This is a genomic window from Borrelia miyamotoi, assembly GCF_019668505.1.
Taxonomy (GTDB): Bacteria; Spirochaetota; Spirochaetia; order Borreliales; family Borreliaceae; genus Borrelia; species Borrelia miyamotoi.
Genome location: NZ_AP024371.1, coordinates 706,744 through 722,739, shown reverse-complemented (window position 1 = coordinate 722,739; position 15,996 = coordinate 706,744). Strand labels below are relative to the sequence as shown.

The 15,996-nt window shown below is 29.8% G+C and carries 12 protein-coding genes and 1 pseudogene; 5 read left to right on the top strand and 8 right to left on the bottom strand.

Annotated elements, in window-relative coordinates:
- From K5Q05_RS03385 to K5Q05_RS03375, 3 genes are read right to left on the bottom strand one after another with little or no spacing between them, the layout of a single operon-like run.
- On the bottom strand, positions 1–1,251 hold the full coding sequence (locus K5Q05_RS03385; RefSeq protein WP_025443526.1) for a hydroxymethylglutaryl-CoA reductase, degradative: 1,251 nt from the start codon (positions 1,249–1,251) through the stop codon (positions 1–3).
- Complete coding sequence (gene fni / locus K5Q05_RS03380) at positions 1,241–2,305, bottom strand: type 2 isopentenyl-diphosphate Delta-isomerase (RefSeq protein ID WP_025443527.1); 1,065 nt, start codon at positions 2,303–2,305, stop codon at positions 1,241–1,243. Before fni ends, K5Q05_RS03385 begins: the two co-directional genes overlap by 11 nt.
- Positions 2,289–3,512: a hydroxymethylglutaryl-CoA synthase gene (locus tag K5Q05_RS03375; RefSeq protein WP_025443528.1), complete on the bottom strand. Its 1,224-nt coding sequence runs from the start codon at positions 3,510–3,512 to the stop codon at positions 2,289–2,291. The genes fni and K5Q05_RS03375 overlap by 17 nt, the downstream gene beginning before the upstream one ends.
- A 101-nt stretch (positions 3,513–3,613) precedes the next feature.
- Between K5Q05_RS03375 and mnmA the strand changes: the two genes are divergently transcribed.
- Positions 3,614–4,678 (top strand): tRNA 2-thiouridine(34) synthase MnmA, encoded by a 1,065-nt coding sequence (gene mnmA / locus K5Q05_RS03370; RefSeq protein WP_099497057.1) that lies wholly within the window; start codon positions 3,614–3,616, stop codon positions 4,676–4,678.
- A 53-nt stretch (positions 4,679–4,731) separates the two neighbouring features.
- Here mnmA and K5Q05_RS03365 read toward each other — a convergent pair whose 3' ends face one another.
- The 5 genes and pseudogenes from K5Q05_RS03365 to K5Q05_RS03345 all read right to left on the bottom strand — a co-directional run bounded on the left by K5Q05_RS03365 (position 4,732) and on the right by K5Q05_RS03345 (position 12,687).
- Positions 4,732–6,633, bottom strand: coding sequence for a methyl-accepting chemotaxis protein (locus K5Q05_RS03365; protein ID WP_025443529.1), 1,902 nt, complete (start codon positions 6,631–6,633; stop codon positions 4,732–4,734).
- Between the two features lie 29 nt (positions 6,634–6,662).
- Positions 6,663–8,897: a methyl-accepting chemotaxis protein gene (locus K5Q05_RS03360; RefSeq protein ID WP_025443530.1), complete on the bottom strand. Its 2,235-nt coding sequence runs from the start codon at positions 8,895–8,897 to the stop codon at positions 6,663–6,665.
- 152 nt (positions 8,898–9,049) lie between these two features.
- Positions 9,050–9,976 carry an ABC transporter permease gene (locus tag K5Q05_RS03355; RefSeq protein ID WP_025443531.1) on the bottom strand — a complete coding sequence of 309 codons (927 nt, stop codon included), beginning with the start codon at positions 9,974–9,976 and terminating at the stop codon, positions 9,050–9,052.
- Positions 9,945–11,100 (bottom strand): annotated as a pseudogene (locus tag K5Q05_RS03350) (ABC transporter permease). Before K5Q05_RS03350 ends, K5Q05_RS03355 begins: the two are co-directional and overlap by 32 nt.
- The gene (locus tag K5Q05_RS03345; RefSeq protein ID WP_025443532.1) at positions 11,101–12,687 is read right to left on the bottom strand and encodes an ABC transporter ATP-binding protein; all 1,587 of its coding nucleotides are present in this window, start codon (positions 12,685–12,687) and stop codon (positions 11,101–11,103) included.
- Positions 12,688–12,907: 220 nt separating this feature from the next.
- Between K5Q05_RS03345 and K5Q05_RS03340 the strand changes: the two genes are divergently transcribed.
- The 4 genes from K5Q05_RS03340 to K5Q05_RS03325 are packed head-to-tail and all read left to right on the top strand — an operon-like array spanning position 12,908 to position 15,988.
- Complete coding sequence (locus K5Q05_RS03340; protein ID WP_025443533.1) at positions 12,908–13,570, top strand: HAD family hydrolase; 663 nt, start codon at positions 12,908–12,910, stop codon at positions 13,568–13,570.
- Positions 13,567–14,430, top strand: a complete 864-nt coding sequence (locus K5Q05_RS03335; protein WP_025443534.1) for a hypothetical protein — start codon at positions 13,567–13,569, stop codon at positions 14,428–14,430. Before K5Q05_RS03340 ends, K5Q05_RS03335 begins: the two co-directional genes overlap by 4 nt.
- Positions 14,424–15,470 carry a hypothetical protein gene (locus tag K5Q05_RS03330; protein ID WP_025443535.1) on the top strand — a complete coding sequence of 349 codons (1,047 nt, stop codon included), beginning with the start codon at positions 14,424–14,426 and terminating at the stop codon, positions 15,468–15,470. Before K5Q05_RS03335 ends, K5Q05_RS03330 begins: the two co-directional genes overlap by 7 nt.
- On the top strand, positions 15,467–15,988 hold the full coding sequence (locus K5Q05_RS03325; protein ID WP_025443536.1) for a hypothetical protein: 522 nt from the start codon (positions 15,467–15,469) through the stop codon (positions 15,986–15,988). The genes K5Q05_RS03330 and K5Q05_RS03325 overlap by 4 nt, the downstream gene beginning before the upstream one ends.
- The last annotated feature ends 8 nt before the right edge of the window (positions 15,989–15,996 follow it).

The window sequence follows — 15,996 nt, the reverse complement described above, 5'->3', positions numbered from 1 at the left end:
TTAAACTCTCAAACCTTTTAAAACTTTAAGAGCAAAGTCAAGAGAATAAATCCCACTATCACTCATCTTCAACAATATTTTTCCTATTTCATCACTAGACACATTATAATCTCTTTCAAGAAGATATAAAATCTTCTTAACATGTAGTTTCATATGTCCTTTTTGAATTCCATCAAGAGCAAGTGCTCTTAAAGCCGCAAAATTACTTGCAAGCCCAACACAAGATAGAACACCCATAAATTCTCTCTTACAATCAATCTCCATAATCTTAAAGCTCAATACAGCTGCTTCATGAGAACCAGCCGAACCTCCTTTAAATCCAACCTGTAAAGGAAGTTCAATCTCTCCAATCAAATTATCATCAGAAACATAAAACTTACTAAGAGGTAAATATCTACCACTTCTTGACGCAAATTTATGTATACATGCTTCAAGCGCCCTTGTATCATTCAGTGTAGCAACACATAAACCCGTTATACCATTCATAATACCTTTATTGTTAGTAACAGCACGTTCTTCTTCAAAAAATCCTATCTTAGAAATAAGAGCAATATTTTGTGCCAAAGCCAAAGATTCTTTATTATCTCCAAGCAAATAATTAACATTTAATTTAAAGTTGGCGTTTAAAACAAAATCATTAGAATCATTGCTTAAAATTTTCAAAACACACTCATATCCAAATTCTAGAGTAATATGATAAGACACTTGCTCAGCTACTGAATTCAGCAAATTTGAACCCATAACATCACAAACATCTACATAGATATTTAACTTCTGAATACCAATTTCCTTAATAAACTTAGTTGAAAGCCTCTTAAGTCCACCACCCCTACGTTCCATATTTTGCAAAAGAGATTTAGACCAAAGATCAATTTTTGCAAAAAGACCAAGAAGCACATCACTTAAATCTTCCTCTGTCTTTATATAAACTTGAGCAATACCTAAGACTTCACCTACAGAATAACTTAAATTAGCATTTTCAAGAATCTTAGCTGCAAAATTTAATGCGGCAATAACTGATGATTCTTCTGTAACAATAGGTATAGCATAATACTTTCCATTTATCTTCAAATTCTTTACAATACCAACAGGCAAGGATAAATAACCAACATAATTTTCTATCATACAAGAAAGAAAATCTTCATCAGCAGAATCATAAAAAAAATCACAGGGATTTAATTCTAAAAGACTCTTTATCTCTCGTTTTTTATCTAAAATACTTTTATTTCTAAAATTCTCACTAAGCCTCATAAAACTTTTTAAAGCTCTTAACATTAGACAGCAAGGGATAACTTAAAAAATATTTATTGACCCTAAACTGTGCCAAATTCTTACTATTACTTAGAAGCATAGCCATCTTCAAAACATATTCATAATCCTTCAAAAGTTTATATAAAGCAACTTCACCTCCTGCAAAAAAAGCCCTCAGAACGGCTGATGCAACGCCTACCAACTTAGCGCCAAGAACAATTCCTTTAGCAATATCCATTCCAGTATTATACCCTCCTGATGCAAAAATTTTAGCTTTAAAAGAATCCTTAATACTAAGTAACGTTAAAACTGAAGGTATTCCCCAATTAGAAAAACAAGATGCAACATCCAAATTTTCTTCTTTGATTCCTTCAACCAATACCCAGTTAGTTCCACCACTCCCAGCTAAATCAACATAAGAAACCCCAAGATCTAGCAAACTAATAACAGAATCAGGAGAAATGCCAAAGCCTGTTTCTTTAACAATAACCGGTAAATTTGATGCAGAACAAAGGCTAGCAATTGAGTCCTTAATTCCCTTAAAGTTTCTCTCACCTTTTGAATTCATTAATTCCTGGCCTGAATTCAAATGAACAATTATAGCATCAACCTCAAGTTTCTTATTCATCTCAATTATCTCAAAAATTCCAAACTCTCTTAATTGAAGAGCACCAATATTTGAAAATAAAGGTATATTATCAGCATACTTTCTTAAGGCAAAATCTTTAATATATTCAGGATATTTAAATACAAGCTTAAAGGAACCCAAACCCATTGGAATTCCTAAATCATTTGCAATCTTAACAAGAGATATATTTAGTTCATTGCCCTCTCTAACACCCCCTGTCATTGATGAAATAAAAATGGGCATAGCAATATTATAACCAAATATACTCTCACCTGTATCTATCTCGCAAAAATTAAGCTCACTAAGTGCATCATGTTTTAAATTAACATAATTTAAAAAATTATCACTCTTACTTACATCTTCTTTATTTAAACAAATTTCAATCTGTCGTTTCTTATTATTTAATATATTAGGCTCGATACCCATAAACCCGGTATCCATCATCTCTAATTTCTTTTAAATAAAATCCTTGGGATTCACCAGGAACGATCTTATTTTCAAAAAAATCTCTATACTCATCAAAATTTGCATTGTGCTTTACTGACAGTATTTTATCAATATCCCAGGTTTTAACAACAAATTGAGCACCATCTTCAACTGTAAGCTCATAAATAACCATAATATTACCAGAACCATAAGAACAAAAAAGTATTTTCTCTCCACTAATATCTTTTTTTGCAAACACTCGCTTTAAATATGACATTAAAGACAAAAATATTGAACCAGTATATAAATTGCCCACATCTTTAGAAGCCTCAACAGAATCATAAAAGTCTATGGATTCTAAATAAGCATTTCTCTCAGATTCATCCTCACTATAATATTTTTTTAAAACATAATGCATCGATTCTATAGGCATTTTTGCAAAAGGTACATGTAAAATAAACCTATACTTAGAAAATAAATCCTTAATACTCATATTTTTCTTATATGCAAAATTTGCTAAAGCTTCTTCATTTGCCTTATTATAGCATTCAATAGAATATCGTCCTTTTACTTTAGCCTCAAGACTTCCAAATGGCCTAAAGAAATCATCAACATCATCAGTATAAACCCCAAATTCAGACAGATTGATAGATAAAATCTTTGGATTTTGCTCAATAAGCACTGCTGTTGCTCCAGCTCCCTGAGTAATCTCTGCTGTGGTCATATTACTATAATGTGCAATATCACTAGAAAATACTATGCCATACTCAGATTTATCTAAATGGCTTAAAATACTTGCAGCACTGTGCAAAGAAAGTGCAGAACCTGCGCATGCATGCTGAACTTGGAAGGTCAAGAAATTGTTTTTTAAATCAATACCAGCTAACTTAAGAGCCCCATAAACATAAGATGAAATTGATTTTGAATAGTCTACGCCCGTTTCAGTTCCTCCTAAGAATAACCTTATCTTATCTAATTTAAGATCATTATTATCAAAAATTAGCTTAACAGCAGAGCTAGCCATCGTAACACTATCTTCATTTGTACTTGTAAATCTAAATGCATTTTGAAAAGTTGCATCAATTGCTCTATTAAATTTCCTAAAAAAATTTTCATCCGCATTATATAAAGAATTTTCTAAAAGGACACGTAAATCCAAACAATTTAAAGGCAAAAAAACTCTAATATCACTAATACCTACCTTCATCATTTTCACTCCAACAAAAAAATGATTCTAAAGTATTATACTATAGATCATAAAAACATCAAAGTTCAATATACTATTATGATGAAGGGAGAAAACAAATTATGAAAATAGCAGTACTTCTATCTGGCGGAGTAGATAGCTCTGTAGCTCTTTATACAATGATAAAAAAAGGCTGTAAGAACATAAAATGTTATTATCTAAAAATATGGCTTGAAGATGAACTTTCCTACATTGGAAACTGCCCTTGGAAAGAAGATATTAATTATGTAGAGGCTGTGTGTAAAAAATTCGATGTACCATATGAAATCATTAGTCTACAAGATGAATATTATAACACAATAGTAACTTATGCTATTGAAGAATTAAAGCTTGGGAATACCCCAAGTCCAGATATATTCTGCAACCAAAGAATAAAATTTGGAGTATTCTTTGACAAGCTCAATGAAAATTATAATTTAATTGTTACAGGACACTATGCCAAAATAGAAAATAAAAATAACAATTACATACTTAAACAAGCCAAAGATAAAATAAAAGATCAAAGCTATTTCTTATCTCATCTGTCTAGAGAACAAATATCAAAATTGCACTTTCCATTAGGAAACCTATTAAAAACTGAAATAAGACAAATAGCACATAAAATAGATCTGCCTAATAAAAATAGAAAAGACAGTCAGGGAATTTGTTTTCTTGGAAAAATCAAATACAACGAATTTATAAAATATCATTTAGGAGAACTTAAAGGTAATATCATAGAAAAAGAAACGAGCAAAATACTTGGAACACATAATGGATATTGGTTTTTTACAATTGGACAAAGGAAAGGTCTCAAACTTAACAATGGACCATGGTTTGTCGTAGAAAAAGACATTCAAAATAACATCATTTACATCTCAAACAGCAAAAACTACTTAAGACAAGGGAAACAACAATTTATAGTACACAAAACAAACTGGATAAATCGACCATCAAATCACGATAACTTAAATGCCAAAATAAGACATGGAGAGAAAAAAATAAAATGCAAAATAGCAATGTTAAAAAACGATTTCATAAAGGTTACCCTAGAAGAAAAAGACTATGGAATCTCACCTGGACAATTCTGCATATTTTATCAAGAAGATGAATGCCTGGGCGGAGCTAAAATCCTCAAAACACTAACATAACAGCATATATGTTTAGACATAGTAATTTATAGGTATATCCAAATCCCTATAAATTATTGATTAATCTTAAAATAATCTACTGATTCCTTCAAATGTTTAACACTTTCCAACATTCTCTCAGACATTGCTGAGAGTTCTTCGCTACTTGATGCTGTTGTTTGAACCAACTGACTAACTTGTTCTATTGCATTCTTAAACTGTTCAATTTGATTACTCTGGTTAGAACTCTCACAAGTAATATTCTTAACAAGTTTAGCTGTTTCCTCCATTCCAGGAACAATCTGTTCAAAATTATTACCTGCTTTACTTGCAATAGTTAAACTTTCCTGCGCAATATCAATAATTTCTCTAGCAGACTCCTTGCTTTGATCAGCAAGCTTTCTGACCTCAGCAGCAACAACTTCAAAACCTTTTCCCTTATTTCCTACCCTAGCAGCCTCAATAGAAGCATTTAAAGCAAGTAAATTAGTTTGTCGGGTTATCTCATCAATAACGCTTATTTTATCTGTAATAATTTTCATCGCCTCAATGGCTTTAACAACAGACTTATGTCCCTCTTTGGTTCTCTCATTAGTACTAACAGCAATACTCTCGGTAGTAGACGCATTCCCAGTATTCTCGGTAACACCCTGAGATATCTGCTCAATGTTTGCCGTCATCTCTTCTAATGTAGACGCTTGTTCAACTGCTCCAGAACTCAAATTTTGACTAGCATTTGCTACCTGAATTGCATTCTCATAAAGATAATCAAGATTCTCATTAACTCCTCTTGCAAGAGACGAAAATTTAGACCTCAAAAGTTCTAAATTTTCATACAATTCATAAAGTTCTAAGGTTTCCCATTCTAAAGGATTATTTGAAACAGTAAAATCTCCAGAAGCCAGTCTTTCAGAATAAACTAAAATTCTATTTAAAGAAGAACTAAGCTTTCCTACAAGATAAATAGTAACCAATCCAAGAATAATTAAAGTAATGACAAAACTTATTCCCAAAATTAAATTAGTCAGTCTAGACATATAATAAAAATCATTAACATTAGCTCGTATATATACTATAAAAGGAAAATTAGATAACTGACATTGCACTTTTTTCGCAATTCCAACAAACTTTTTTCCATAAGGATCCATGTAATTTTTTAAGCTAATTTCCTTATTTTTTTGAATTAAATCTTCATACGTATTTTTAACCACATCATTGTAGTACGAATTAGCATTAATTAAGTTATCACCAGGCAACCATTTATGATGAACAAGAAATGAACCTGCTTTATCAAATACCATAGCCCGGCCACTACCCAATGCGCCAAAAGTAATACCTTTAAACGAGTTATAAATATAATCAAGTGAATGAAAGAGCATAAAATAACCAAAAATATAACCGGTTTCATAATCCTTTAAAGGAAGTCCTATTAACAAATAAGGAATTTGTCCCGCCTTATTTCTTATTTTAGAAATATCTTTCATTAAAACCGCTTCAACAGATCCATAATCTGCCAAAAGAACAGAAGAGTTATAAATAGAAGTAGTTTCCCTTAACTTAGCAAAGTATTCCTTATCTGCAACAGAAACACCATAATCACTATTATCTCTAACAGCAGTAGTCAATACTACTTCACCCTTCTTATTCGTTATCATCAGATTATCGCCTTTGCTTGTTTTTCCCAAGATCTCAACTTGATCTAAAATAGCTTCTATTCTTTTAGACTTATTCTTATTCATTGATTCAAATTTAGCTAAAGAATCTAAATACATTGAATTAATTTTTGCCCTTTTTTCCATTGAGGAAAGATAAATCGTTAAAGAATCTTTGACATTCCCAATAAAATTTTGCATAAGATCTAACTGTTGATCTACTAAACTAGAATTAATCAACAACCCAAATATGATAAACAATATAGAAATAAAAATTGATATAGAAATACTAACAATAAGCAATATCCTAACTTTCAGCTTCATACACTAACCACCTCTCACAAAAATAAATTCTAAAAATCTGAAAAGTCCTCATCAAAATCTAAGTCCTTATCGGCAACATCAATAGCTTTTTTAGGATCTACCCTCTTATTAATAGACTTATTATGACTTACAGTTAAATCGCCATGTATATTATCATTTTGACTATCTCCTAAAGAGGAATTATCTTTTACATTTAAAGAAGCAAGATCTTTAATCATAACACCATCCTCAATAGAGCTAAATTCATCAGAAGTACCAACCTCAAAATCTTTAATCTTGAAACAAGATATTACCTGTCTAAGCTCTTTGGCCTTTTCAAGCATTCTATCAGCCATACTTGAAAGCTCTTCACTGCTTGATGCTGAAGCCTGAACAACTTCTTCAACCTGATCAAGGGCCATTTTAAACTGCATAATTTGCTCATTTTGCTTATAGCTTCCCTCAGAAATCTTCTTTACAAGATCAGTGGTTTTTTCTATTTCAGGTAACATTTCTTTAAAGATCAATCCAGCCTCTGCTGCCAATTTAGAATTTTTATCAACCAGTTCACCAATCTCAAGAGCAGACTCCTTACTAAGATCAGCAAGCTTCCTAATTTCACTTGCCACAACAGCAAATCCTTTGCCTTCCTCCCCAGCTCTTGCAGCTTCAATAGCCGCATTTAAAGCAAGCAAATTAGTTTTTCTAGCTATCTCCTCAATAACACTAACCTTCTCAACAATGGCTTGCATAGCCATAACAGATTCCTCAACAGCCTTACCCCCTATTTGAGCATTTTCATTAGTAATCAATGCGATTTGCTCTGTTTCTCGGGAATTATTCGCACTCATCTTCACTCCAGCTGATATTTGTTCAATATTAGCTGACATTTCTTCAAGCGTTGAAGCTTGCTGTAATGAACTAGAACTTAAGTTTTGACTTGAATTAGCAACTTCAAGACTTGCTTTATTAACATAATTAATGTTCTTAAGTACACTTACAACAGCATCCGCAATAGCATTTCTCATTTTAATAATTTGCAAGCCTAATGAACTAAGCTCATCAGAATATTTATCACCATCAATAACATAACTTTTATCTAAATTACCTTGAACTATTTCTTTCACTAATTTTCCAACCAGATTCAACCTAGAACTAATAATTGTTTCTGCCTTTACTGCAAAAATAACAACCAATATGATAATTCCTAAAATAGAACATGCAATAAATTTAAAAGCCAAACTGTCAACAACACCATAAATATCTTCATAAGGAATTCTTGCAATAAGAATTCCGCTATTTTTCCCAAGCTCACTGCTAATAGGCAATATGGCAAAATAATTATACAACTTCATCTCTGGAAAATAAGCTCTCTCAACTTGATAAACTGGTATCTCAGTTGACACAGCAGGTTTTCTAGGAGGCTTGGATAATGTATTCTTTAAAGTACCAATAAATTTATCACTAACCTTAGAACCCTCACGATATTCTATTAAAGGATTAACAAGATTATTATGCGGATCTAAATAGGATAAATTTCCTCTATTATAAAAACCAAATCTAACTCTATCCAATTTATCTCTTATAATATCATCGAGTAAATAACCTACTAAATAACCAAAAACAATTTTATCTTCTGCTGAATACACAGGAACAACTATAGCAGAAGCTTTCTTATCCGCATAGTGAGATCTCACAGCAATCTCTCCTGCTATCCCCTCAGTAAGATCAGAATACCAGCCAATAAACTTTAATTTATTCTTTTCATAACTTTCTAAAGATTTCTTAATATAGCTAGCACTTGCTTCAGACTGACCAAAATCTATATTATTTTCATGTCTTGTCGTAACAATTACTTTACCATCAAAATCAAGAAATGCAAATTCTTCATAGAAACTATTAAGTTTTAAATCCAATAATATCTCATATAATCGACTTCGATATCTTTTATCCATCTTTAAAGTATCAATAACCATTTTAGAATTTTCTGCAAGCCAGTTACAATCGACTTCTGAAAAACCACGCCCACCATTCTTAAAAGAAGAATATTCTTGTATACTCTCAAGAGCTAAAGTAGAACTTGCACCATCAATTACGATATAAAATGTATCCAACAAAGACTGCATAAAAAAGGCAGCTCGTCTTAATTGCAATCTTGTAAATTGCTTATAATAACTTTCTAAATAATTACCCAAAACAAATTTAAAAATCAAAGAGAAAAACAATATAGTTATCAATAAATATAAAAACAAAAATCCAATGAACTTATGCTTAATTTTCAACATAAAACTACCTCGTAAATTAACTACTCACCTAATTAATTTAACAAACCCAAGAATTAAGTAGATATCTTTATAAAAGATATACCAAAAAACATAATTCCCCAAATAAACCTCAAATAATTTAAACAGTATATTAAAAAAAATAAGAATAAAAATCAACATTTTTTATAAGGACAACCTAAAGATTTAGGAGCATAATTATTTTTTGCAAAAAACATAAGACTCAGAATCACAGCCACATAAGGTAAAATGATTAATATTTTAGGAGAAATCATTAAAGAAAAAAAAGAAATTTGGGATATCATAACAACAAGAGTTCTTACAAAAGAAAATAAAAAACTACCCATTAAAATTCCAAAAGATTGCCAATTCCCAAAAATTAACATGACAATAGCAATAAAACCTTGCCCACCAATAATTCCTTGAGTATAACTTGAAGCAATCACAGTAGAAAGCACTGCTCCAGACATTCCCGCAAATAATCCACTTAAAAGTACACAAAAAAACCTAATCATAATAACATTAACCCCAAGCGATTCTACAACTTCTGGATCCTCACCACTAGCTTTAATTCTCAGTCCAATTTTAGTGTATTTAAATACAATATGAAAAAGAATAACACACATTATTGCCATATGGAGTGAATACCTTTTACCAAAAATTTGAAACATAAGAGACTTTTTATCTAAGACACCTTCCAAAAAAACAGGCAATTTAATATCTATTGGAGGAGTTGAAACAGAACCAAAAATAAAAGTCCCAAGCAACATGGCAATAGCTGGCCCCAAAAAATTAATAGCCATCCCAGTTATTATCTGATCTGATTGAAAAAAAATAGTAAAAATGGCATGAAGGATTGAGAGAACAAGTCCTGATAGACCTCCAACAATAATTGCAAATAATGGACTCCCATAATAATATGCAAAAGTAGCACCAACAAATGCCCCAAGCGTCATTGTACCTTCAATACCAATATTTATTATTCCACTTTTTTCACTTATAAGACCTCCAAGACCAGCCAAAATTAAGGTCTGAGAATTTACAAGAGTTTCACTGATTATAAATAGTAGTGCATCTAACATTTTTTATACCTCCCCAAGAATATCTTATTTAAAAAATGCCTAGCAGAAATTAAAATCATTACTATTCCTATCATTAAAGTCACAACTGCAGAGGATAGACTCATTAAACTTTGAACTCTACCACTCCCATAAAGTAAAACTGAAAATAAAATACTTGCAAATATTATTCCTATTGGCGAATTATTTCCTATTAAGGAAACAGCTATACCATTAAGACCAGTCCCTTCCATGTAATAAAGTTTAAATATTGACTTATTAACCCCCATAACCTGTACAGCACCTGCAAGCCCCGCAAGTGCACCCGAAAGAAACATAACAAACATCAAAACTTTTTTAATATCAATACCCACACGATAAGAAGCAGCAATATTATAACCTACAGATTTTATTTTAAACCCAAGTATCGTCTTATTCAATAAAATCCAAATTAAAATAGCAATAACAATTCCAATAATTATCCCAAAATTAAGAGGAGTCTTTAATAAATCATTAATAAATGGATGCTCTGCTCTATAAGCAAGTCCCTCAGATGAAAACTTCCAAGAACCAAAAAAATCAATAAAAGCACTTTCTCTAATGGACCTAGACAAATCACTGTTGTCCTTTTTAATAAAAGACAAATCTATAATTAAATTATTCAAATGAAATAAAATCCAATTAAACATTATCCCCGAAATTATTTCACTTATATTGAATTTAATTTTTAAATATCCAATCAAAATTCCTAAAATTCCTGATGCTAAAAAGGAAAAAATAAAAATGAAAATTACATGTAATAAAGGAGAAAAATCTAAAAAAATTCCAGCTATCAAAGCTGAAATGGAACCAAGCATAAATTGACTTTCAACACCAATATTAAAAAGTCCTGCTTTTAAAGCAATGCCAATCGAAAGGCCTGTAAAAATCAATGGCGTGGCATAGCTTAAAATATATCCAAAATGCTTAGGAGACGAAAATACACCTTCTAGCATTATATAGTACATTCTAAAAGGGGAATACCCAAGAATCAATACTATTAATCCAAGAATTAAAATCCCTAAAAAAAACGAAAAAAAATTAATGAATACTGATGAATTTAAAAACGCTATAACTACCTTTTTATATTTATCATCATTAATTATCATTCAAACCACTCCCATCATCATTTTACCAATAACACCAGCATCAAAATTATCCTCCAAAACATCCACAATTCTCCCATCATACATTACAGCTATCCTATCACAAATTTTCATAAGCTCATAAAGTTCAAGAGATACAAGAAGAACTGTCATTCCTTCATCCCTTTGCTTCATTATCTTTTGATAAACATTTTCAATAGCACCTATATCAAGTCCCCTTGTAGGATGAACTGCTAATAAAATTTCAGGCTTCAAATTAATTTCACGTGCAATAATTACTTTCTGTTGATTACCCCCAGATAAATTTCTAACTTTACTCAAAATATCCCTTGGTCTAATATCAAATGATACTGCAAGCTGCTCACTTATTTTTTTAAGAGCGCCTAAATCAAAGTTAACGAACTGTTTCTTAACAGCATTTAAGAACTCAAATCTTGATCTACCATTACCTACAACATTACTACTCTTAATTTTTAAATAATTTGCATCATCAAAACTCTTAAGCCCAATATTTTGAAAAATATTAAAGTCTAAAATAAGACCATGTTTTTGTCTATCAGATGGGATATGGCCAATTTTTTTATCTATTATTTGTCTTACACTAAGACCCTTTATTGATTCAAACTTACCATCAACTCTCCTCTTAAGGATGTCTCCACTAAAGACATTCTTAACTCCAAGAATTGCTTCAACTAATTCTTCTTGACCACTTCCTTCAATGCCAGCTATTCCAAAAATTTCACCATCTCTAAGATTAAAATTCACATTCTTAACCTTTAAAACATCTCGTTCATCTTTAACATTTAAGTCTCTAATCTCAAGAATGTTTTTGTGATAAACAATCTGCTTCTTGGAAATATCAAGAGAAGTTTCTTTGCATATCATCAAACTAGCAAGGATTTTATCATCAACCTCAGCAACATCAAAAGTTCCAACTACTTTTCCAAGACGCATAACTGTACACTTGTGTGCCACAGTCTTTATTTCTTTTATTTTGTGTGTAATAAGTATTACAGTATGCCCTTCCATTGCCAATGTTCTTACAATATTCATGAATTCATCAACCTCATTAGGTGTAAGCACCGCTGTAGGTTCATCAAAAATAATAATATCTGAGTTTCTATAAAGGACTTTAAGTATTTCTATTTTTTGTCCCATCCCAACACCTAAATTTTCAATCAGACTATCAATATCTACTTTTAAACCATATTTTTCAGAAAGTTTAAGTATCTTCTTTCTAGCAAGAGCATAATTAATAAAACCAAACCTTGTATCTTCATACCCTAAGACAATATTTTGCAAAGCTGTAAATCTTGGAATTAACATAAAATGTTGGAAAACCATTCCAATACCATTCAAAATGGACTCGCTTGAATCTTTAAGTTGTAGTTCCTTTCCTCTTAAAAAAATTTTCCCACTATCTGGCTTATGAATCCCATAAATAGTCTTCATTAAAGTAGTTTTGCCAGCACCATTTTCACCAAGAATTGCATGTATTCTACCCTTTTTAAAGCTTATACAAACATTATCATTTGCAATAAAATCGCCATACCGCTTAGTAACTTTATCTAAAATCAGTATATCTTGCATAAAAAAACAATCTGAGACCTCACAAATACAAAATGATACTTGTTCATACCCTTGAAAAATATGTTAAAATTAAAAGTAAATATTTGCAAGGGATCTTTTAGAAAAAAAGCATAAACAATGTAAAATATTAAAAATCATGGAATAAAATTAATAAAAGACAAAAAACAATTATAAAATGAAGGCACATTAAAATAATGATTATCTTTAAGAGGATTAAAATATGAAAATAAAAGCTTGCATTTTTGACATGGATGGAACTTTAATAAACAGCATTATGGACATTGCAGTTTCAATGAATTTGGCATTAAAAAAGCTAGGATATAAAGAAATTAAAACAGATGAATTTAACAATCTTATTGGAAGAGGATATTCTAAATTAGTAGAGAATACTCTAAAATACCTTAAGATAAACCTAAACAATAAACACCTTAAAGACAATCTTTATCAAGAATTTGTAAAAGAATACAATCAAAATCTTTCTTCCCAAACAAGAGCATATGATGGAATACCAGAACTTTTAAGCACGCTAAATTCACTTAACATTCCTATTGGTATCTTAAGCAATAAAAACCATGAAGAACTATTAATAATAGCAAGAGATATATTTAAAGATATCAACTTTTTTGAAATCAGAGGTTATTCATCAAGATTTGAGGCAAAGCCAGATCCTGCAAATGCACTTGACATGATAATAGAATTAAATCTTATGCCAGAAGAAATAGCATACATCGGAGATAGCGACATTGATATGATAACTGCCCAAAATGTCGGATTCCTACCTATAGGAGTTTCATGGGGATTTAGAACAATAGATGAATTAAAAAAAAATGGAGCAAAATATATCCTAAATAGCCCATCTGAACTTCTGGACATAATCAAATGAATTTAAAGGTATATTTTCCACACTTGTATCATTATTTATTTAATCATGAAAGCATAAAGGGCTTATCAGTATTTGAAAAAGAAATTGAAATAATAAAATATCTAGAAGAAAATAAAAAAACGATTTCAACATTTATTGATGAAAACTTTAAATCTGATGCTGATTTACTTATTCAATACGTTAAAAAAAAAACAGACATAATAATTAATCCTATTATTTTGTCAAGCATCGATTCTATTGATCTTAACATCGTAAAAGACCTTTTTAGAAAAGAATTCAATAAAAATAATTTAGAATTAATATTCAATTCCATTAAAGCAAATCCTTACTTAAGAAAAGAATTTTTATATAATTTTAATGTCATAAGTAGTGGATATATAACATTTTATATAAACAAACTCTTTGAAGACAAAAATTCCTATACAAGATACCTAATCAAAAAAGAAAATGATACTCTTGATTCCTCAAAAATTATAAAAAATTACTTAAAAATACTACTATTATTAAGGGTTTTAATAATCAAGTTTTATCTTGAAAAAGAGATGAAATTAATTTCAACAAATATTGAAAATATATCAAAATTAGTCAGCAAAGAAATTGACTTCTTAGACGACAACACAACTAAATTAATAACTCAAAGTTTGTTTAAGTATGAAAATGTAAGTAACATGTCCCCAATTGCAACATTAATATCTATTTTTGCAAACAGAACCAAAATCCCAAACATTAAAAACAATAGAGTAAAGGGATTCATAGGATATGACGAAAGCTGGTTCTCAATAAAACAATCAAGCTCAAAAGAATATGATCCAAGAATTATGAAAGAACTTCTAGAAATAGCTAGGAAAAATAAATGGTAAAGGTACTCTCAAATTTTTTTAAAGCCACTTTAATTGCTTCAATACTTGGATTTCTAATAGAAGAATTATCAATAATACTTTTTTTGCCATACAAGATTCGATTTGCACTAATATTCATTGGATTTTTATTTGATTCAATATTGATCTTAGTTTTTCTATATAAAATTTCAAAAGCTTATTTTTCACGAACATCACAAATATACATAAGAAATAATTTATTTTTTGATCTGCTCCATTGCCTAATTCCTTTAATATTTTATAGTTCTCATCAAATTCAAAATATTATTAATCCTCATGAAACAATTCTAAGTCCAATCATACTTTCACTTTTTAAATTAAGATTCCTAAGACTCCTTAGATTTAACGACTTAATGATCGAAATCTATTACAATTCAAAAGAGAAAAATTTAATACTAATTGCATTTGCCAGAACATTCTCAATAAGTTTACTAATTCCATTCATATTTTTTATAATATTCTCAAGCTCAGGTTTTGCAAACACAATTCCAGAAAAACAAGAATTTAATATCATAAAAAACATCTCCATAACAACTGAAAAAAATTATATTAAAGAAAAATATCCTTTCATACTAATAATTAAAGACATAGACAAAACAATATATTCTAAATCTGATGACATATTTTTCTACTACAGTCCTAGTGAATATAAAATTATAGAAATGGATCAAACAAAATTTTATATAGACAAATATCTGCAAAGAAAAAGCGATTCTGTAATTGGGATATTTCTATTTACACTCTTTGTATCATTTGCTCTGTTTTTAACAAATTTTTATAAATTCTTTAAAGCAAGTTTTCTAAATCCAATTATACTAATACAAAAAATATTACAAGATCCAATTGAATATAGAAAAATTCAAATTCCATTCTATTTCAGCGAAGAAAAAGTATATGAAATGGCAAAAGTATTTAACAATGTCTTATTAAAAGATAAGCTAACTGAAAGAAGAAGAAGTAAACTTCCCCTAGAAATTGAAACAGTAAAAAGAATAATAAATACCAATAAGGAACATACATGATAAAAAAAATATTCCTGATATTAATCATCAACACACAAATTCACTCAAGATTAATAACAACTTCAATTGAAAAAAGATCATCAGAAACATCGAAAAAATACTCTGCTTTTAATTTAATAATAGAAGAAGAATATTATACTAAACATCCAAAAAGCACATATGAAATACAGATATATAAATTAACAGAAAATTTCATAAAAAGCATTATAAAAGGTAAAATTGACTACACTAAAATAACTCCAACTTACAGAGAAGCCAACAAATATTTACTTCAAGGTGAAATTATTGACAATAGTTTTTCAAACTATAAAATATTCAAAATAAAAACTATAGATTCAATTTTTAAAAGCTCAGCATTAATATACACAAAAAAAGGATTCTATAAGCTAGAGCTATACATAGGCAATAATAACAAAAACAGACTAGAAATCTTCAACCTAAACATACCTTACTTCACAAAAAATCTAAATGAAATAAGCAATGAAATGATTTTTTACAGATCACACCTCAAATACTAAGCACTGCT

Coding starts and splice junctions, on each gene's coding strand:
- K5Q05_RS03385 (WP_025443526.1), bottom strand. CDS start 1,251: ATGAGGCTTAGTGAGAATTTTAGAAATAAAAGTATTTTAGATAAAAAA.
- fni (WP_025443527.1), bottom strand. CDS start 2,305: ATGGGTATCGAGCCTAATATATTAAATAATAAGAAACGACAGATTGAA.
- K5Q05_RS03375 (WP_025443528.1), bottom strand. CDS start 3,512: ATGAAGGTAGGTATTAGTGATATTAGAGTTTTTTTGCCTTTAAATTGT.
- mnmA (WP_099497057.1), top strand. CDS start 3,614: ATGAAAATAGCAGTACTTCTATCTGGCGGAGTAGATAGCTCTGTAGCT.
- K5Q05_RS03365 (WP_025443529.1), bottom strand. CDS start 6,633: ATGAAGCTGAAAGTTAGGATATTGCTTATTGTTAGTATTTCTATATCA.
- K5Q05_RS03360 (WP_025443530.1), bottom strand. CDS start 8,897: ATGTTGAAAATTAAGCATAAGTTCATTGGATTTTTGTTTTTATATTTA.
- K5Q05_RS03355 (WP_025443531.1), bottom strand. CDS start 9,976: ATGTTAGATGCACTACTATTTATAATCAGTGAAACTCTTGTAAATTCT.
- K5Q05_RS03345 (WP_025443532.1), bottom strand. CDS start 12,687: ATGCAAGATATACTGATTTTAGATAAAGTTACTAAGCGGTATGGCGAT.
- K5Q05_RS03340 (WP_025443533.1), top strand. CDS start 12,908: ATGAAAATAAAAGCTTGCATTTTTGACATGGATGGAACTTTAATAAAC.
- K5Q05_RS03335 (WP_025443534.1), top strand. CDS start 13,567: ATGAATTTAAAGGTATATTTTCCACACTTGTATCATTATTTATTTAAT.
- K5Q05_RS03330 (WP_025443535.1), top strand. CDS start 14,424: ATGGTAAAGGTACTCTCAAATTTTTTTAAAGCCACTTTAATTGCTTCA.
- K5Q05_RS03325 (WP_025443536.1), top strand. CDS start 15,467: ATGATAAAAAAAATATTCCTGATATTAATCATCAACACACAAATTCAC.